At 73.6% G+C, this 18,203-nt stretch carries 19 protein-coding genes; 7 read left to right on the forward strand and 12 right to left on the reverse strand.

Annotated elements, in window-relative coordinates; translation table 11 throughout:
• Nucleotides 1-14 precede the first annotated feature (14 nt).
• From SK069_RS16775 to SK069_RS16810, 8 genes are all read right to left on the reverse strand, one after another.
• Nucleotides 15-1,424, reverse strand: coding sequence for an MlaD family protein (locus tag SK069_RS16775; RefSeq protein ID WP_319955402.1), 1,410 nt, complete (start codon nucleotides 1,422-1,424; stop codon nucleotides 15-17).
• Nucleotides 1,424-2,692, reverse strand: a complete 1,269-nt coding sequence (locus SK069_RS16780; protein ID WP_319955403.1) for an MlaD family protein — start codon at nucleotides 2,690-2,692, stop codon at nucleotides 1,424-1,426. The genes SK069_RS16775 and SK069_RS16780 overlap by 1 nt, the downstream gene beginning before the upstream one ends.
• Nucleotides 2,689-4,254 (reverse strand): MlaD family protein, encoded by a 1,566-nt coding sequence (locus SK069_RS16785; protein WP_319955404.1) that lies wholly within the window; start codon nucleotides 4,252-4,254, stop codon nucleotides 2,689-2,691. The genes SK069_RS16780 and SK069_RS16785 overlap by 4 nt, the downstream gene beginning before the upstream one ends.
• 5 nt (nucleotides 4,255-4,259) lie before the next feature.
• Entirely contained in the window at nucleotides 4,260-5,711 is a 1,452-nt protein-coding gene (locus tag SK069_RS16790; protein ID WP_319955405.1) for an MlaD family protein, read from the reverse strand.
• Nucleotides 5,708-7,087 carry an MlaD family protein gene (locus tag SK069_RS16795; protein ID WP_319955406.1) on the reverse strand — a complete coding sequence of 460 codons (1,380 nt, stop codon included), beginning with the start codon at nucleotides 7,085-7,087 and terminating at the stop codon, nucleotides 5,708-5,710. The genes SK069_RS16790 and SK069_RS16795 overlap by 4 nt, the downstream gene beginning before the upstream one ends.
• Nucleotides 7,084-8,553 carry an MlaD family protein gene (locus tag SK069_RS16800; RefSeq protein WP_319955407.1) on the reverse strand — a complete coding sequence of 490 codons (1,470 nt, stop codon included), beginning with the start codon at nucleotides 8,551-8,553 and terminating at the stop codon, nucleotides 7,084-7,086. Before SK069_RS16800 ends, SK069_RS16795 begins: the two co-directional genes overlap by 4 nt.
• A 93-nt stretch (nucleotides 8,554-8,646) precedes the next feature.
• Nucleotides 8,647-9,438 carry an MlaE family ABC transporter permease gene (locus tag SK069_RS16805; protein ID WP_319955408.1) on the reverse strand — a complete coding sequence of 264 codons (792 nt, stop codon included), beginning with the start codon at nucleotides 9,436-9,438 and terminating at the stop codon, nucleotides 8,647-8,649.
• Nucleotides 9,438-10,247 (reverse strand): MlaE family ABC transporter permease, encoded by an 810-nt coding sequence (locus SK069_RS16810; RefSeq protein WP_319955409.1) that lies wholly within the window; start codon nucleotides 10,245-10,247, stop codon nucleotides 9,438-9,440. Before SK069_RS16810 ends, SK069_RS16805 begins: the two co-directional genes overlap by 1 nt.
• Nucleotides 10,248-10,523: 276 nt before the next feature.
• On the opposite strand from SK069_RS16810, the gene SK069_RS16815 reads away from it, so the two are divergent.
• A complete protein-coding gene (locus SK069_RS16815) occupies nucleotides 10,524-11,165 on the forward strand; it encodes a TetR/AcrR family transcriptional regulator (RefSeq protein ID WP_319955410.1) in 642 nt (213 codons plus the stop codon).
• On the forward strand, nucleotides 11,162-11,776 hold the full coding sequence (locus SK069_RS16820) for a TetR/AcrR family transcriptional regulator (protein WP_319955411.1): 615 nt from the start codon (nucleotides 11,162-11,164) through the stop codon (nucleotides 11,774-11,776). The genes SK069_RS16815 and SK069_RS16820 overlap by 4 nt, the downstream gene beginning before the upstream one ends.
• 7 nt (nucleotides 11,777-11,783) lie before the next feature.
• Here the strand turns inward: SK069_RS16820 and SK069_RS16825 are convergent, their stop codons facing one another.
• The 3 genes from SK069_RS16825 to SK069_RS16835 are packed head-to-tail and all read right to left on the reverse strand — an operon-like array spanning nucleotide 11,784 to nucleotide 13,464.
• Nucleotides 11,784-12,050, reverse strand: a complete 267-nt coding sequence (locus tag SK069_RS16825) for a cytochrome C oxidase subunit IV family protein (RefSeq protein ID WP_319955412.1) — start codon at nucleotides 12,048-12,050, stop codon at nucleotides 11,784-11,786.
• Nucleotides 12,050-12,640 carry a cytochrome c oxidase subunit 3 gene (locus SK069_RS16830; protein ID WP_319955413.1) on the reverse strand — a complete coding sequence of 197 codons (591 nt, stop codon included), beginning with the start codon at nucleotides 12,638-12,640 and terminating at the stop codon, nucleotides 12,050-12,052. The genes SK069_RS16825 and SK069_RS16830 overlap by 1 nt, the downstream gene beginning before the upstream one ends.
• Nucleotides 12,637-13,464: a hypothetical protein gene (locus SK069_RS16835; RefSeq protein ID WP_319955414.1), complete on the reverse strand. Its 828-nt coding sequence runs from the start codon at nucleotides 13,462-13,464 to the stop codon at nucleotides 12,637-12,639. The genes SK069_RS16830 and SK069_RS16835 overlap by 4 nt, the downstream gene beginning before the upstream one ends.
• A 180-nt stretch (nucleotides 13,465-13,644) precedes the next feature.
• Between SK069_RS16835 and SK069_RS16840 the strand changes: the two genes are divergently transcribed.
• The 5 genes from SK069_RS16840 (at nucleotide 13,645) to SK069_RS16860 (ending at nucleotide 17,374) form a co-directional block, all read left to right on the forward strand.
• The gene (locus SK069_RS16840; protein WP_319955415.1) at nucleotides 13,645-14,256 is read left to right on the forward strand and encodes a TetR/AcrR family transcriptional regulator; all 612 of its coding nucleotides are present in this window, start codon (nucleotides 13,645-13,647) and stop codon (nucleotides 14,254-14,256) included.
• Between the two features lie 247 nt (nucleotides 14,257-14,503).
• Nucleotides 14,504-15,559: a hypothetical protein gene (locus SK069_RS16845; RefSeq protein ID WP_319955416.1), complete on the forward strand. Its 1,056-nt coding sequence runs from the start codon at nucleotides 14,504-14,506 to the stop codon at nucleotides 15,557-15,559.
• Between the two features lie 209 nt (nucleotides 15,560-15,768).
• Nucleotides 15,769-16,722, forward strand: a complete 954-nt coding sequence (locus SK069_RS16850) for a hypothetical protein (RefSeq protein ID WP_319955417.1) — start codon at nucleotides 15,769-15,771, stop codon at nucleotides 16,720-16,722.
• A 157-nt stretch (nucleotides 16,723-16,879) separates the two neighbouring features.
• The gene (locus SK069_RS16855) at nucleotides 16,880-17,035 is read left to right on the forward strand and encodes a hypothetical protein (protein WP_319955418.1); all 156 of its coding nucleotides are present in this window, start codon (nucleotides 16,880-16,882) and stop codon (nucleotides 17,033-17,035) included.
• A 144-nt stretch (nucleotides 17,036-17,179) separates the two neighbouring features.
• Nucleotides 17,180-17,374, forward strand: coding sequence for a hypothetical protein (locus tag SK069_RS16860; RefSeq protein ID WP_319955419.1), 195 nt, complete (start codon nucleotides 17,180-17,182; stop codon nucleotides 17,372-17,374).
• Nucleotides 17,375-17,386: 12 nt separating this feature from the next.
• On the opposite strand, the gene SK069_RS16865 is transcribed toward SK069_RS16860, so the two are convergent.
• The gene (locus SK069_RS16865; protein WP_319955420.1) at nucleotides 17,387-18,139 is read right to left on the reverse strand and encodes an alpha/beta hydrolase family protein; all 753 of its coding nucleotides are present in this window, start codon (nucleotides 18,137-18,139) and stop codon (nucleotides 17,387-17,389) included.
• Nucleotides 18,140-18,203: the final 64 nt, after the last annotated feature.

Genomic DNA, 18,203 nt, shown 5'->3' on the forward strand with positions numbered 1-18,203 from the left:
GTGGGATCGAGCGCCTACGGCGGGTCGAGCAGGAGGCGCGGATAGGACAGGGTGCGGCCGTTCAGTGCCCAGGGCCGCTGGGTCTTGCACGGCGGCGGCTCGCCGATCGCCGGCAGGATCGCCGGGTTGCCGGTGTGCCGGCAGTCGTAGGCCTCGAGACCACCCTGGGCGATCTTCCCCGAGCCGCCGGGAGCGAAGTACGGGTTGGGCCGGTTCGACGGCAGCTTCTTCGTCCAGCCGCCCACGATCTCGTTCCAGACGGTGAGCCACCCGGCGGCGACGCCGTTGTACTGCCCGTCCTGGCCGATGATCCGGCCGTTGGCGATGTTGCTGGAGTTCGCGATCGCGCCGACGATGTCCCGCCGCGAGCCCGCGGCAAGCCGTGCGGCCGGCAGGAGCTGACGAATCGCGAGGTGGACCGGCTCGAGCGCGGGCCCGGCGGCGTCGGTGATCGCGTCGATGGTCGGAAGCGCACCGCGCACCGCGTCGACGGTCCCCGGCAGCAGCTCGAACGTGCGCCGGAACCGCGGAGCGTTTCGATCGACCGCTGCGAGGGCCGGTGGGAGCGCGGCGGCGGTGGGCCGGAGCGCCGCCACGGCGCGACGGACGTCGGGCGAGGCTTCCTGGATCGACGCCGACGCCGACCGGAGGCTCGTGAGGAACGGCGGCAGGGCGTCGATCGTCGACCGGAGCCCCGCCCGACGGTCGGCGGTGACCCGCAGCACGCGCCGGGACTGCGCGATCGCGCCGGTGAGCGCCGCCTGACGCTGCCCGAGCGCGCCGAGCAGCTCGGCGCCCCCGGCGATGAACCGCTCCAGCGGCTCCTCCTGCGCGACGAGCGCGTCGACGAGCGTCCCGAGGTCGGCCGTCGCGCCCGGCAGTCGCCCGAGCGCGTCGTTCAGGTCCTGGGCGCGGCCGTCGAAGGCCCGCGACGTGCCGTCCATCAGCGCGCGGAACTGCGATCGCGTGGTCGGGTCGAACGTCGCGAGGACGTCGTCGAGGCGCTGCGTCGGCGTCGCGCGCGACGCGGGCAGGGCACCTCCTTCCGGCACCGGCGCCGCCGCGCGCGGTCCCGGGCTGAGCTCGAGGTAGCCCTCGCCGAGCAGGGTCTTCGTGCGCGCCATCACGCGGGCGCCGCGACGAACCGGCGCGAAGCGCGCGTCGAGCTCGATCTCGAGCTCCGCGCCGCGACCGCGCTGGGTCACGCGGACGATCCGCCCGACCTCCACGCCGGACGTGAGCACCGGCGTGTTCTGGAACAGCGACTCCGCCTGGGGGATCCGAACGGTGAATCGGTAGCCCTCCGCCTGCAGCGGCGTGCGCCCGCCGAACGCCTGCCAGACGCCGATCGCGAGCACGACGCAGAGGAGGGTGAAGCCGAGCGGCAGCAACAGCTGCCGGATGCCGGGGACGCGCGTGATCATCAGGTCGGGCAGATGCTGTTGGCGCCGGTGAGGAGCCGGAACAGGGGTGCGAGATCGGGGATCTCGGTGAGGCTCGAGCAGCTGAGGGAGAGCCGGGCGCGAAGGTTGCCGCCGTGGGCGTCACCGTTGCCCGCGGTCGAGTTCCAGTTGTGGATGAACCAGGCGATCCAGTAGAGCATCCCCTCGTCCTTGCCCGGCGGGTTGTAGGCGACCTCGTTGGCCGCGTAGTTCACGACCTGGAGGATCCGGGAGAGGTCCGGCATCGCGCCGGTGAGCGACGTGACCGCCGGCGCGGCTCGCCGGGCGATCGGCCGCAGGTCCCGCACGAGCGGGCGCAGGTCGCGATCGAGCGTCGTGCGGAACTGGTCGGTGAACGCCGTGAGCTCGCGGAGGGTGCCCGGGAACGGGCGCAGGGCCGGAACCGCCTCGCGGAGCGTCGGGGTCAGGACGCCGGCGAGCGTCCGCGTCGTGGAGAGCGCGCGGTCGGCGGAGCCCAGCGCGGCCGGGAGCGTCGCGAGCGTGCCGCGCAGCGCGCGATCCTCGCCGGCGACCGCGGCGAGCGTGCGGTTCGCGGTCGCGACGACGGCCGCCAGGTCGCCGTCGGCGGAGGCGGCCTTCGTCACGGAGGCGACGTTCGACACGAGGCGCGTCAGCTCGCGGTCGCGTGCAGCGACCGACCGCGAGATCTCACCGACCTGGCGCGCCGTCGGCCCGAGGGCCAGGAGGATCGAGCGCAGGTCGCTGGACCGGCCGCGCAGGCCGTCGCCGACGCCGCGCAGCAGTCCGGCGAGGAACGTCCGCGTGTCGGCGTCCAGCTGGGAGAGCAGCGTCGCCAGCTCGGTCGGCGACGAGGTGCGCGACGCCGGGACGACGCCGTCGTCGGGCAGGACGCCCGCGGCACGCGTCCCGGGCTGGAGGTCCATCTCCATGTCCTTCAGCGGCGTGATCGGCCGCAGGTCGACCCGCGCGTCCCGGTAGACGCGAGCGAGCTTGCCGCGATCGATCCGCAGCGTCACCTCGGCGACGTCCCGGACGATCCGCGCGTCGCTGATCGATCCGACGCGCACGCCCGCGACGTTCACCGCTTGGCCGAGGCCCGGAGCGACGCCGTCGGCCGCCGGGAGCTGTGCGCGGACGTCGTAGGTCTCGCGGAACGGCAGGGGCAGGCGCTGCTTCACGAGCACCGCGCCGGCGCCGATCACGCCTGCGACCGCGAGCAGGAGCACCACGGGGAGGTAGCGCTTCCAGGCGCCGCGTCCGCCGGTCATCGCCGGTCCTCCTCGCCGAGCGACCGGGCGAGCTTCGAGCGCAGCGCGCCGAGCTCCTCACGAAGTCGCTCCTGGGTCTCCGTCGTCTGCCTGGGCGCGGGAACGACCCGCGCCTCGGCGCCGAACTGCTCCTTCACGGTCATCGGCCGGTCGTGCGCGCGGTCGCGCAGGTCGACCCGCTGCTGCTCGACGCACGGCTGGTCGGGCCGCTTCGGCGGCTTCACGCCGAACCCGAGCCACTTCGGGCTGATCCCCGTGACGCCCTGCGTCAGCTGCGTGTAGACCTTCCCGATCCCGGGCAGGTCGTGGAGGACGACGTCCTCCGCCGTGCCGAGACCCGCGCGGATCGTCGTGCCGTTCGCGTCGAAGTCCGACGAGGCGCCGGTGAGACTCGCGCCCATGTGCAGGAACTCCTGCCAGATCGGCTGGTCGGTCGTGTGCGGCCCGTCGACGATCTTGTCGTTCAGGACCGGCAGGACCTTCTCCGTCACGCACCCCGCGACGGGGGTCACGAGCGGCACGGCGAAGGCGATCCGCCGCTCGAGCTCGGGCAGCTCCCGCACCGGACGGTCGAGCTCGCGCGCGAGTCCCGGGAGCTCGCTCTGGTCGCCCAGGCGCGCGTACTGCTGGACCGCGAGGCGGAAGGAGTCCGACGCCCGCGGCAGCACCCGGAGGACGGGCCGCAGCGCGGCGCCGGTCGCGCGCAGCGGCGGCAGCAGCCCGTCGATCGCCGCCAGCGAGCTCGGGGCGCTCGCCAGGACGCGATCGAGCCCCCGCAGGCTCCCGGCGATCTGCGACTGCTGTTCCGCGGTCACGGCGAAGACGCGGTCGTAGTTCGTGACGAGATCCGCGAGCGAGCGCTGGTCCTCGCCGAGCTCGCCGAGCAGCTCGCGAGCACCGCGGATCGCGCCGACGAGGTCGCCCTGCCGCTCGCCGCGCAGGGCGGAGGAGACGCGCCGGACGTCGGGCAGCGCCTCGGCGAACGCGCGGGAGGCCCGCCGCAGGCCGGCCGCGCCGGAGGCCGCTCCGCCGCTCGCCCCGAGCGCCGCGCCGAGCTCGCCGACGGCGTTCTTCGCGCCTTCGCGGACGGGGGTCGTGAGCTCGGAGACGACCTCATCGATCTGCACGGGTCCGGCGGTCTGACGCAGCGGGATCGTCGTCCCCTCGCCGATCAGGGGCCCGCGCTCGCCCGGGTCGACGTCGACGTAGAAGTTGCCCTCGAAGGCCAGCCGCGGGCGGATGGTGAACCGGGCGTCGGCGCGGATGCCCGGGGCGTTGCGCCGCAGGCTCATGTCGACGAGCGCCCGTCGATCGCCGTCGAGGTGCACGCCGGTGACCCGGCCGATGTCGAGGCCCGCGATCCGGACGGTGCTACCGGGCTTGAGCTGGTTCGCGTCCGCGAAGACCGCCTGGATCCGGGTCTCGCCCGGACGCAGCTGGTTCTTGCCGAACGCGACGAGGAGGACGGCGGTGATGGCGAGGACGCCGACGAGAGCCCCGACGAGCTCGCGCCGGTGTCCGCGGGGCCCGCCCGGGGCGTGCGTCTTGCGCAGGAGCGCCATGGTCATCAGCCCCCGGGGGGCGTGTCGAGGAGCCCGGCCTCGCGGGCGAGGCGCTGCACGCCGGCCGGCGGCGTCGTCGGCACGGTGCTGTCAGCCTGCAGGCCCGGCGGGTTGGACAGCGAGCGGCGGCCCGGGGTGAAGGGCTCGTTGCCGGCCTCGCACTCGTCCCGGCCGACGTTCGGCAGGTAGTTCACGTGCAGATCGCGGTGCGGTACCGCGTTCTGGACCGTCTCGCCGATGTTCGTGCCGAGCTGCGAGATGAGGAGCGGGCCGTAGGTCGCCCCCTGCTCGCTGCCCATCGTGCCGAACGCCGTGTAGAGGTTCTCGCCCCAGACGCTCAGGAGGTTGCACTGGGTCTGCGCCGGGGTGAGGACCTCGAGGATCTGCTCGGCGACGGTCGAGAGCTCGCCGCCCTTGCGCAGCGCGCCCTCGGTCGACGGGCGCGCGGCGAGGCCGCGCAGCCGCGAGAACGTCGTCGTCAGGGGCGTGTCGAGCGTCGCGACCTTCCGCGCGGCCGGACGGCCGGCGGTGAGCGTCGCGTTCAGGATCGAGAGCGTGCCCGGCAGCCGTCGCGCCGCCGGACGCAGGTCGGCCGAGAGGGTCGTGAGGTCGCGCAGCGCCGGGCGGAGGCTCGCCAGCGCTCCGGTGGCGGCGGTCGCGGCGCCGGGGGCGCGACGGAACGTCTCGCGCAGGCCGGTGCTGCTCGCGTTCAGCGCGCCGAAGGTCGTCGCCCCGTCGCCGACGAGCCCGTCGAGCTCGGCGCCGGCCCGGGCCACCGCCTCGAGCGTCGCCTGGTACCCGGCGATCAGCGGCCCGAGCTGCGTGCGGTCGGCGGCCAGCGTGCGCGAGAGCCGGCGGACCGGGTCCGCCAGCCGCTCGAGGTTCGTGATGCTGCGGCCGAGCCCGGAGCCGCGGCCCGCCAGGCCGCCGCCGACCTCCGAGAGGGTCGTCTGGATGCCCTGCGAGGTCCGGCGATCGAACATGTCGAGGAGGTCGGTGAGCTCCACGCCGTCGCGTGCCTGCGCCACCGGCAGGACCGCGCCCTCCGGGAGCGCGCGGCCGGCACGCCCGGGCGTCAGCTCCACGTACGTCGCGCCGAGAACGGACGCGGGACGGATCCGGACCCGGGTGTCGCCGCGCAAGGGGCGCAGGTCGGTGCTGAGGCGCAGGCGCAGGCGCGACGCCGGTCGGGCGTCGGCGCCGTCGCCGGCGGGGATCGCCTCGACGCGCGTCACCTGCCCGACGCGGACGCCGCCGATCCGGACCTGGTTCCCGGGGATCATCCGGTTCGCGTTCGGCACGTCGACGGAGACCTCGTACGACGGGGTGCCCGGAACGCCGTTGTTCGCCACGAACGAGACGTAGAGGAACACGCCGGCGACGAGCGCGCCGGCCGCGCCGATCCAGCGGTCGAACCGCGCCGGGTTCCCGTGTCGGGTGCGCTGCCTGCGGATCACTTCAGCACCCCGTCCAGGAGCGTCTTGAGCTGCTGCCGCGTGGTCCGCGGCAGGTCATCGGCGCCGACCGCGGCGGGCGCGGGCGTGCGCTGCGGAGCGTTCGCCCGAGGCCGGCCCGGGCGGCCGGGCAGGTCAGGCGGGGACGACGGGTCGTTGACCGGGATCCGGCCCCGGCCCGGGCTGTTGAACCGGTGGTCGCAGCCCGGCTCCTGCTCGTTGAGGAGGCACTTCGCCTGGACCTTCGCGGCGAAGTTCACCTGGTGGGAGACCCCGTCGTAGGCCGCCACGAGCTGCGTGAAGCCGTAGAGGAAGTCGTTGAGGTGCTCGATGCCGCCGGAGTCGCGCAACGACACGAGGAACTCGCGGCCGAGCGCCGCCGTCGGTCCGAGCCTGCGCCCCAGCTCGTCGAGCTGGTTCACGACCGGCTGGAGGACCGGGATCGCGCCTCGCCCGGCCGCCGACGGACGACGCAGCGCCCGCAGCGCGCGCACCCCGGGCTCGGCGAACGACGGGATCACGGCGTTGGCGCGGCGAAGGACCGGCATCGAGCGGCGCAGCGCGCGCGCCGTCGGCGTCAGCGCGGTGGAGGCCGTGTCGAGGTCCCGCAGGGACCCATCGACCTGCCGCAGCAGCGGCGGCAGGGACCGGATCGTCGCGGCGATGTCGCCGCGGCGCGCGTCGGTCGTGCGCGTGAGGGTCGCGGCCTCGTGGACGAACGCCCGGAGGTCACCGCGACGGGCGTCCAGGCGCGCCAGCACCTGATCGGTGTCGCGCGTGGCGTCGGCGATCCTCGCTCGCTGCTGCCGCACGACCTCCAGGGCGTCCTGCGCCCGCCCGAGCGCCGGGTTGGCCCGGCGGAGCAGCGCGTTGAGGTCCTCGCCGCGGCCGCTCGTCGCCAGTCCGAGTTCGTTGACGAGCACCCGGATGCGCTGCGAGACGGGCAGCGAGAACGTGTCGATGACCTGCTGGAGCGTCACGGAGACGGCGGTCCGCGAGAGCGGCAGCTCGGGGTCGCGCCCGTCGCGCGCGACGAGCGGCGCCCGGCCGGGAGTCCCCGGGTCGCACTCGACGTAGTACTCGCTGACGAGTCCCTCGGGGAGGATCCGACAGCGAGCGTCGTCGCGCAGCGGCGCGAACCGCTGCTCGATGTCGAGCGTCAGGCGCGCCTTGTTGCCCTCGGTCAGGGCGACCCGCTCCACGGTGCCGACCCTCGTGCCCGCGATCTTCACGAGCTGGCCGGGGACCATGCCGCGCGCGGTGTCGAACACCGCGGTGAACCGATACGCCCGGTCGCCGCCACCAGCCGTCGCGAGGGCGACGGCCGCCAGCGCGAGGGCGACGACGAGCACGACGGCGATGAGGCGTCGTCCGATCACCGGTCCCCCCTCCTCGCCCGCTCGAGGTCCTCGAGGCCCGTCGGGTCCGGCTTCAGCGAGCGCCGGTCACCGACGCAGTCGCTGGCCGTGCGGCAGATCGCCGTCGGCGAGTTCACGAGCCCGGACATGCTCTGCGTCGGGTCGCAGATGCCCGCCTTCGGGTACCACGGGTTGGAGCCGTCGGGCGCCGGCGGGGCGTTCGACCCGGGGCAGCGCCGGCGCTGGTCGATCTGCGTGTTGAGGACGCCCGGGACGATGCCGCTGACCGAGGTGAGCGCCGGGACGACCTGCGAGAGCACGCCGCCGATCGCGGTCTGCGGGCTCTGCATGAACTCGACCTTGAAGTAGTGCCCGTAGCGGTTGTACGGGCCCGACGAGATCCCGAGCAGGCCGTTGACGACGCCGAGGACGATGTCCGAGCTGTAGTAGCGCAGGCCCTCGAGGATCGGCATCGCGCCGTCGAGCGCCCGCTGCGTCGAGGCGAGCGCGTCGACGGTCGGTCGGCGCAGCGCCGGCAGCGCGTCGAGGGCCGTGCGCAACGGCGGGATCAGCGCGTTGAGCCGCGCGAGCGCGGGGTCCCCGCCGTCCAGCGCCGGCGGGATGGCGCGCAGCGCCCGACGGAAGGCCGGCTGCGAGGGCGCGACGGCCCGGAGCGTCGGACGCAGCTCCTGCACCGTGTCGGCGGTCGCGGTCAGGGTCCCGCCGGCCCGACGCAGCACGGCGGGGGCGCGTTGCAGGACGCGCGCCATCGCGTCGCCCTGGTCGGCGATCGCCCGCATCGTGACCGCCGTGCGCTCGGTGGCGTCCGCCAGGGGGTCGCGCCGGTCGCGCAGCGCGTCGGTGACGCGCGCGCCGGCGCGGATCATGCCCTCGATCTCCTCGCGTCCGGACGCGAGGTCGCGCAGCAGTCCACCGACGCGCGCGAGCGACGGGTCCAGCTCGCCGAGCATGCGGTTGAAGACCTCGGCGCCGGAGCCGGCGTAGACGTCGCGACTGTTGCCGATGAGCCGCTGGAGACGACGCCGCGTCGGGGGATCGACGGCGTTCAGGACCTGGTCGAGGTCGACGATCCCGAACGTGTCCTCGCTGCCGATCGTCCCGCCGTCGGGCAGCGCGGGCGCCGACGAGGGCGCCGGGCTGAGCTGGACGTAGCGGTTCGTGATCGTCGCCTGGCCGACGGCGCGAATCGAGGCCTTCGTGCCGCGGTGCAGCGGCTTGAAGCGGTCGTCGGTGATCGCGAGCTCCAGCGACGCGTTGCCGTCGGGCGCGAGATCGACCTGGCGGATTCGGCCGATCTGGACGCCGGCGACCTCCACCCGGCCACCGGCGACGACGAGCCCCGCGTTCTCGAACTCGGCGCGGACGACGTAGGCGTCGTCGCGGGTCAGCCAGAGCGCCGCGGCGGCGACCGTGGCGAGCACGGCGACGACCGCGAGGAGCTGCGGCAGGCGGAAGGAGCTGGGCACGACGCGGGAGCGCGGCACCTCAGCCCCCGATCGGGAGTCGCGGTGCGGGCGGGACCACGTGGACCTGGGGGACGGCGCTGGAGGGCACGGCCGTCATCCGCCGATCGGGAGTCGCGGGGTTCCGCCCCAGAAGATCTGGGATCCGGCGATGCCGATGAAGTGGACCCCGATGAGGTTCACGATCATCGCCCGCGCGGTGGCGGTGCCGACCTCGACCGGGCCGCCGCGCACGCGGTAGCCGTAGTAGACGCCGACGAGCACGACGAAGGTCCCCATCGCCATCGCCTTGATCGCGGAGAACGCGTAGTCCTGCGGCGACTGGAACTTCCAGAACAGCTCGAAGTAGCCGCCGGGCGACACCTGCCCGATCTGCACGACGACGGCGACGTAGGAGCCGACGAAGGCGACGATGATCGCCAGCGCGTAGAGGAACGGCAGGACGAGCCAGGTCGCCAGCAGCCGCGTCGAGCAGAGGTAGAGGACGGAGTTGATCCCCATCACCTCGAGCGCGTCGATCTCGTCGGTGATGCGCATCGTCCCGATCTCGGCGACGAAGCCGGTCGAGACCTTCGCCGACATCATGTAGCCGAAGGCGTACGGCGTGATCTCGCGCAGGTCCCCGATCGCCGAGAACGCGCCGGCGACCGACGGCGCGCCGACCTGCCGCGCGGCGTAGGAGCCCTGGATGCCCACGACGAGGCCGAGGGCCAGGACCATCCCCATGATCACGAGGAACGAGCCGAGGACGAGGATGCTCGACTGGCGCAGGACCTCGCCGAGGTACTGGCGGATCCGGCCGGACGCGACGCCGTGCACGACGCGACCGAAGAACGCCGTGCCGTCGCCGAAGGCGATGACCCCGTCCTGGATCCGCGCGCGCAGCATCAGCGGACCTCGGAGAGGAGCGGGTTCGTCGCCAGCAGGATCTGCGTGAAGACGTAGTCGATCGCCCCGATCATCAGGAAGGCGACGACCACCGCCTGGTTCACCGCGCGACCGACCCCCTCGGCGCCGCCGCTGGCGTTGATGCCCTTGTAGCAGCAGACCGCGGCGATCATCACGCCGTAGATCGCGCACTTCAGGAACGAGGCCGCGAGCTCGAGCGTCGTCGCGGAGCTGAAGAAGGCCGAGAAGAACGGGCCCAGCGGCGCGTGGTTCTGGACCACCACGAGGGTGGCGCCGGCCACGCCGGCCAGCAGCGCGAAGACGTTGAACAGCAGGCAGATCGCGACGATCGCCAGCAGCCGCGGCACCACGAGCGACTTCACCGTGTCGATGCCCAGGACGCTCAGCGCGTCGACCTCCTCGCGCACCCGTCGCGCGCCGAGGTCCGCGCACATCGCCGTCCCGACGACGCCCGCGACGACGATCGCGGTCACGAGCGGCGAGAAGAACCGGACGACGATCAGGACGTAGATCCCGCCCATCCGGTCCAGCGCGCCGAAGAGGCCGAGGAAGTTCGAGGCCTGGATGCCCGCGGGGCCGAACGACAGCGCGAACGACGTGATGACGAGCGGGAAGATCGCGATCTTCAGCGCGAACCGGAACTGGTCGACGAACTCCGGGACGTAGGAGTAGGGCGCGGTGAACGACCGCCGGACGGCGACGCCGGCCAGCCGGAGCATCGCGCCGAGCTCGTCGAGGGTCTCGGGACCCGGCAGCGCGAGTCCGCGCCCGACGGCGGGCCGGCTCATCGCCGGTCCTCCGCGGCGCGCGCACCGCAGCCCGGGGCATCCATGGACGTTCGCGTCAGCACGTGGTCTCCTGCCGGCCGCCCTCGGCGCTCCGGCCGGATGAGAGTACAGAACGTCCGGTCACGTTGTCTACCCGGTATTTCGTACACCGTGTAATTCAGGTATGACAGCGTGTCCGCGGGTCCCCTGACCCGCGTGGCGAGGCACGACGAGGGGCGAATGTCGTAGGCGGCCCATCGTCCGTACGAGAGGGACGCGCTGGCATGATGCGAGTCGATGGTCGCCCCGGCCCGAACGAAGGTCCCGAACCCCTCGCGAGACGCCGCGCGCGAGGACCTCGTCGCCCGGATCCGACGAGCGATCGCCGACCACGTCGCCGAGGGCGGATCGCTCGAGTCGCTGACCGTGGCGCGCCTCGCCGCCACGGCCGGCATCTCGCGCTCGACGTTCTACGTCCACTTCGCCGACAAGGGGGGCCTGATGCTCGCCCTGCTCGACGTGCTGGAGCCGGTGCTGCTCGACGCGGGTCGACCCCTCTGGTCGCGGCGCGCGGTCCCCACGGAGGCGGAGCTGCTCGACGGCATCGAGCGGATCGTCGATGCCCATCGCACGCACGCGACCGAGCTCGCCGCGGTCTCCGAGGTGCGCACGTACGACGCGGCGGTCGCCGAGCGCCACCGCGCCCTCGTGGACGCCGTGGCCGCCGACATCGCCGCGCACGTCGCGTGGACGCAGGATCACGGCGTGGCCGCGAGCGACGGCGATCCGGCGGACGTCGCGTTCTGGATCGCGCGGATGCTGTTCCGCGCGCTGCCGTTCTACCTGTGGCCCGCCGACGCCGACGAGACCGACGTCCGGGTGGCCGAGCTCGCGCGCGTCCTGCACCGCGCGCTGTACGCCCGGCGGGCCGCAACATGAGCGCCTACGCGACCAGCGGACGCGACGCCCGGCGCGCCGAGACGGGCGAGCGCCTCCTGCGCGCGATGGAGTCGCTGCTGGAGGAGGGCACGACCTTCCGCGGCGTGAGCATCCAGCGCCTGATCGACGAAGCCGGGCTCTCGCGCACGCTCTTCTACGCGTACTTCCGCAACAAGAGCGATCTCCTGTTGCACTGGGCCCAGCAGGTGATGCAGGCCACCGCCCTCGACGCCGACGAGTGGTGGGCGATCGACCGCGCACCGGCCGTCGCGGACCTCCACCGGATCCTCGACGAGATCGTCGAGGGATACCTCCCCCACGCCCGCGTGATGGCCGCCGTCTTCGACGCCGCGGAGTTCGACGAGGAGCTCCGCGGCCTCGGCAACGCGATGATGGGCCACTACGCCGGGCACCTGGCGACCCACATCGCCGCCGGGCAGCGGGCGGGATGGGTCGATCCCGCGCTCGATCCGGACGTCGCGTCGCGCTGGCTCGTGCTCGCGCTGGAGCCCGTGCACGACGAGGGCCTGAGGACGCTGCCGCGCGAGCGGCGCAGCACCCGATTGCGCGCGCTGGCCGGCGCGATCCACGCGACGCTCTACCGCGCCTGAGCGCGGCTCAGGTCGCCAGCAGCCAGGCGACGAGCGCCGCGCAGAGCAGCGCCAGCAGGGCGGCGACGCTCCAGCGCAGCCGGCCGGGCGCGTGGCGCAGCTCCATGAAGTGGTCGGCCACGAGCCAGGCCTTCGCGAACGAGATCAGGAGGATCGTCGCCCCGGCCGCCTGGGCGCCGAGGCCGCTGTCGGCGCTCGTCCACCAGGAGAGGGCCGTCGCGAGCGTGAGGATCGCCCAGATCACGAGGACCGGGCGGGGCAGCAACGTCGTCATCAGTGCACGAAGTAGACGAGCGGGAACAGGATCAGCCAGAGTAGGTCCACGAGGTGCCAGAAGACCGCGGCGCCCTGGATCAGCGCGCGGTCCTGGCGCTGTCGGGCGCCGGCGGCGGCGATCCTTCGCGCGAACAGGAGCGCCGTGAGGCCGACGAGGACGTGGAGCAGGTGCAGGCCGGTGAAGACGTAGTACTGCTGGAAGAAGTCGTTCGTGTCGGGCACGAGCCCGTCGCCGGCCTTCGTGGTCCACTCGACGGCCTTCAGCGCGACGAACGTCCCGCCGAGGAGCATCGCCACCAGCAGGGCGCGACTCGCCGCGAGCGACCGGCCGAGCCGCACGGCGTTCACCGCGGCCACGACGGCGAGCGAGCTGCCGAGCAGCACGAGGGTGTTGACGAACCCGAACGCCGGCGTCAGCTCGCGCTGGGACGCGGCGAACAGCTCGGGCTGCTCCGCGCGGTAGTGGAGGAACATCCCGAACAGGACGCCGAAGATCAGGAGGTCACCGATGACGACGAGCCAGATCCCCGGCTCGCCGGGGACCCGGCGCTCGGCGTCGCGGTCGCGGTGGAGGGCCGGCGCGCTCATCGCAGCGCTCCGGCGGCCACCGGCACCCGAGCGGCGTCGCCGACCGGCTCGCCGGCGGGCGGCGCGAGCAGGCGAGCCTCCTCGGCCTCCTCGCGGGCGGCACGAAGGACGAGCCACGTCATCACCGGGTACCACGAGCCGAACACCGCGGCGGGGATCCAGAAGCCGAGCAGCCCGTTCCAGGCGAACGGCCCGCTCTCGAAGAAGACGATGAGGCTCGCCGGCGTCAGGAGCACCGCGATCCAGAGGTTCATGTACGCCGACCAGCGAGGGAACACCGGGCGGGGACGACGGTCGGCGAACGTGGCGACGGAGAGCGCCACGAGCTGCCCGATGATCGGCGGCCAGGGCAGGATCAGCATGAGGTAGGAGAGCTCGTTGACGAGCTGCGTGAGCTCCGGCGTGCGCTCCGGGCGGAAGGACCCCCCGAGGAAGAGCAGCATCGGGATCATGAGCACGACGGTGACGAGGATCCCCGACGCGAACTGCAGCATCGCCAGCACCGGCGTGCGCGGCTCGCTGCGGCGCATCTGCATGCTGATGGCGAAGTAGAACGGGATCGTCAGGAAGATCCCGACCATGCCGAGCAGCAGCCCGACGCGCCGCAGATCGGCGTGGTGGGAGTAGATCCGGGCGACCTCCTCCGGGGTGCCGGACGGCGGCACCATCGGGATGAAGTTGCCCAGGAGGCCCCAGCCTCCGAACAGCAGGACGACGAAGCCGATGCCGCACCAGGCTCCGACCTGCTGCACCCGGTGCTTGAGCACGACGTCGCGCAGGTACGCGTCCCGGTCCAGCGGAGGCGCCGGGGCCGTCCACGTCATCGACGTCCCCCGTCCCGGGGGCCCTCGATCGGAGCGACGACGGGGTGCGGGAGGGACGACATGCAGGATCCGATCTCGACGAGCGTGGCCCCGACGATCGCGGGACGGGCAGAGCGGACAACCTGTCCGACCGCGCGAGAATCTAGCATTATTCGCGTCGTGGTTGGAAGTAGAGACAGCGTGTCCGACGCCGCGAGCCGGCGGACGCGCAAGCGCGAGCGGATGTACCGCAATCTGCTCGACGCCACCGCCGCGCTCATCGCCGAGGACGGCACGGCCGACCTGCGCATCAGCGACATCACCGAGCGTGCCGATGTGGCACTGGGCTCCTTCTACAACTACTTCGCGAGCAAGGAGGAGATCGTCGACGCCGTCGCGCGCGAGACGCTCAGCGCGCTCGCCGCCTCGCTGGCGGAGGGCGATGAGGCCACGGCCGGCGACGACGCGGCGATCGCCGCGCGCGCGATCCGCCGGTTCGTCGACCTCGCCCGCGAGGACGAGCTGCTGGCTCGGCTGCTCGTGAACCTCAGCGCCGGTGACGCCGTGTTCGTCTCCTCCGTCCATCCCGCGGCGCGGCGCGCCGTCGAGCGCGGCGTCGCGCACGGCCGCTTCACGGTCGGCTCCGTCGAGCTGAGCGTCGTGGCGATCACCGGCGGAGCGCTCGCCCTCGTTCGCGCGATCATCGACGGGCTCGATGTCGGCCCCGAGCCGGGGCGCGAGCTCGCCGAGCGCAGCCTGCTCGCCCTCGGGGTCCCGCCGCAGGAGGCGGCCCGCGTCGCGGCGCGCGTCTGAGGGGACCCCCGCGGGGCGTTCATGGGGGCTTCATGCGGGGGACGCGAGCCTGGCTCCATCACCCCACCCCGCTCCAGGAGCCCCGCATGTCCACCACCGCCCACCGTCCCGTCTCGCCCTCCTCGCCGTCGCGGCCGCCACCGTCGCCGCCGGCCTGCCCGCAGCCGCCTCCGCCGCCGCGGCCGACGTCCCACCGACGACGCTCAGCGGCTGGACGGTCACGGAGGGCCGGCCCACCGATCTGCGGGTGAAGCTCACCTGCCAGCGCGGCCTCGGGCCCTGCACGTTCGTCGTCGACGCGATCGGCCTCACCGCGAAGCGGGGCGCCGACTTCACCGCCCGGACCTCGCCGTCGCTGACGAAGCTCAAGATCCGCCGCGCCGGCCGCTCGATGGTGGCGACGGTGCGGTTCACCGCGCTCGACGACGGCGTCTGCGAGGGCACGGAGCTCGCCCGCGTGCGCGTGACGAAGCGGACGCGTCGCAAGGGCGGCCGCCGCGACTACGGCACCGTCACGATCAAGGACGCCGACTGCGAGACGCCCACGACGCCGACGGCCCCCGCGCCGACGACGCCCGGGCCGACGACGCCGGCGCCCGATCCGGTGCCCGGCGGCCCGGCGCCCGCGTTCCCGCCCGACGCCGGCACGCCCACCGTCCGCACGACCGCCCTGACGAACGGGACGCTCGGCGAGTGCACGACTCCGCAGTGGATCGGCACCGAGGCGACGGCCGGGGCGAACGGCTGGTTCAACCGCGGCTGCGCGGTGAAGGTCGCCTGCCCGCCGGTCGCCGCGGTCGACGGCGTGGCGACGATCGACTTCAAGGGCCAGTACGGGCTGGAGGTCGAGGACGAGGACGCGCTCGTGGCGATGTACGAGCGAGCGATCGCGGCGTTCCCCGACGCCGTCCTCGAAGACCCGCACGACCTGCCCGCGGTGCGCGAGCTGCTGGAGCCGATCGCCGACCGGGTCTCCTACGACGCCCCGGTCACGACCGTCGCGTCGCTGGACGCCACGCCGATCCGGGTCGGGATCGTGAACGTCAAGCCCTGCCGGGTCGGCCGCCTGTCCGAGCTCGGCCGGCTCTACGCCCACTGCGAGGCACAGGGCATCCGGATGTACAACGGCGGGATGGGCGAGCTCGGCGTCGGCCGCGGCCAGGCGCAGCTGCTGGCGTCGCTGCTGCATCCCGACGCGCCGAACGACATCGCGCCGTCGGACTACAACCTCGAGGCGCCGCCGGCCGAGCTGCCGGCCAGCCCGCTGGACCCCGCGCCGGACCGCGGGTTCCGCCGCCGCTGACGGCGGCGATGCCAGACCCGTGCCCGGCCCGGTGCCGGGCGCCTCGGCGACCACGGAGCCGCGCCGAAACGTGGCGTTCATACACTCGTTTCGATCGTCGAACATGATGTATGGTGGCCGCGACCGGACGTCGCGTCCGCGAGCGACGACGCCCGCCCGACGCGGCTGCACCCACGTCGGGCACCGTCCACCGATCGGAAAGAGGGTCCATGGAACCCGGATACACGCCAGCCCCGGGCTACGGGGAACTGCTCGGCCACCCGTCCCCGAACGTCGCCAGCGACTTCGACGCGTGGTTCTTCCTGTTCTGGGCCGGGCTGCTCGTCGTCGTCATCGCCCTGCCGTGGGCGATCCGCGCGGCGTTCAAGCACCGCGACTACCTGCCGCTGCTCATGCTCGGGGCCGGCCTGCTGACGTCGCTCGGCGAGCCGATGCTCGACCTCGTGGGCCACCTGCGCTGGTCGGAGAACCTGCACGGCCCCGCGTTCACGAACTTCGGGATCCCGGTCCCGCTGCTGATCCCGCCCTGCTACGCCCTGTTCATGGGCCTCGAGGCCTACTGGATCTGGTCCGTGATCCAGCGCGGCATCAACATGAAGGGCATCATGCTCATGTTCGCCGCCTGCGGCCTGAGCGACGCGATCATGGAGCACCCGGGCGTCATGATGGGCGTCTACGAGTACTACGGGCAGCAGCCGCTCGAGTTCTACAAGTTCCCGTTCTACTGGTCGTTCACGAACGGCGCGGCGATCTTCACGATCGCGGTGATCCTCCACCACGTGTGGCCCCACATCAAGGACCGCGGCTGGATGCGGCTCTGGGTCCTGCCGATCGGGATCATCGGCACGACGGCCGGCGAGTTCGGCACCGGCTTCCCGGTGTTCCTGGCGATCAACGCCGACATCCCGACCTGGCTGCAGTGGTCGATCGGGTCGCTGACCGTCCCGCTCTCGATCGCCTGGGTCTACGCGCTCGGCCAGACGGTGATCTCGAAGGACTCGTCGATCCCGTGGACCTTCTGGGGCCTCTTCAAGTCCCGGTTCATGCTGCCCAAGCAGCGCGAGGCCTACATCGCCGGCATCGGCGGCGCGCAGGCCGCGGAGGAGTTCGCCAACCGCGAGCGCAGCGCGACGCGCGACGACCGCCCGCTCACGCGGACCTGACGCACGCGACACGACGGCCACGAGGGCCCGCCGACCGGCGGGCCCTCGGTCGTTCCCGGGCCGTCGCGCGGTCGCGTCCGCGCCACCGGACGACGCGAATCGGTCACGCCGTTCGATCTCTGGACACATTGTTCGATCATGCGCTAGCGTGGCGGCCATGAGCACCCAGAGCCACAGCGAGTTCACCCTGCCGCGCCCGCGGGTGATCCTCCTCCTGATCGTCGCGCTGATGGCCATCAGCGGCGTCTTCGGCGGGCTGCTGGACGGCCAGACGGCGGACACGATCCAGCCGCAGCCCGCCGTCTCGCACTGAGCCGCCTCGCCGGCGAGCGGCGAGCGCCCTCCACGGACCGACGGTTGAGAAGGGCGTGGCGGGGTAGCCTCGCGGGAGTCGAGTGCGCGCCCGCCTGGCGCGCGCCGGCCCGACGACCCGTCCGGGGTCCCGAGGGAGGCGCCCGTGCGCCCCATCCGCAGCACCGATGCGCGCGTCCCGGGGACGCGCACCCCCGACCGCCCGCAGGAGCCGACGCGCGCCGACGGCCCGCCGGTCCCGTTGCACGTCCGCCAGAACGCGCCGGGCGGTCTCGGCAGCCCGCGGCCCCGCCGCGTCGTCGGCGCCGTCTCGCCTCGCACGCTGGGGCGCAGCGACTGACGCTGTGGCCACTCAGCGGTGCCGGTGGAGCCACGCCACCGCGGTCGACCAGGCCTCGGTCCCGGGCTCGATGAGGTCGAAGTGGCCCTGGCGCTCCGGACGTTCGAGCGTCACCGCGTCACCGGCGTCGCGGGCCGCCGCGACGTAGGCGTCGATCACCGCGGCCGGGACGGCGTCGTCGAGCGCGCCGTGCACCAGCAGCTGCGGCACGCCGAGCGGGACCCGCTCCACCGGCGAGGCCCGCGCGTAGGCGTCGGGGTCCGCGGCGGGCGTGCCGCCCATGAACCGCTCGACGATCCTCGCGCTCTCCGCGTCGCGCCCGTGCGCGGTGCGCACGTCGGTCAGCGGCGCCAGCGCGACGAGCGCCCGCACCCGCACCGCCGCGTCGGACGGGTCCCGCGCGCCATCGAGCAGCGCCAGGTGCCCGCCCGCGGAGTGCCCGGCCGTCACGACCCGGTCGAGGTCGAGCGGGACGCCGCGGTCCCGCAGCGCTCGCAGGTGGTCGACGGCGGTCGAGACGTCGGTCGCCGTCGCCGGCCAGCCGCCGCCCCCTCCGAGGCGCCGGTACTCGACGTTCCACGCCGCCCAGCCACGGTCCGCGAGGTCGCGGGCGAGCGGCCGCGTCGGCGCGAGGTCCGCGTACTCGCGGACCCAGAACCCGCCGTGGAGGAGGACCGCCACCGGGGCCGGGTCCGCCGCGGACGCGCCTTCGGGGAGCGTCAGCTCGCCGAACTGGTCCTCGTGGTCGCCGTAGGGCTCGCGCATCGTCGGCACGTCGCGCGGGTACCCCGGGCGGCGCGCCCACGCACGCCGGCGTCCGCTCGGCGAG

Source organism: Patulibacter brassicae, assembly GCF_033949425.1.
Taxonomy (GTDB): Bacteria; Actinomycetota; Thermoleophilia; order Solirubrobacterales; family Solirubrobacteraceae; genus Patulibacter; species Patulibacter brassicae.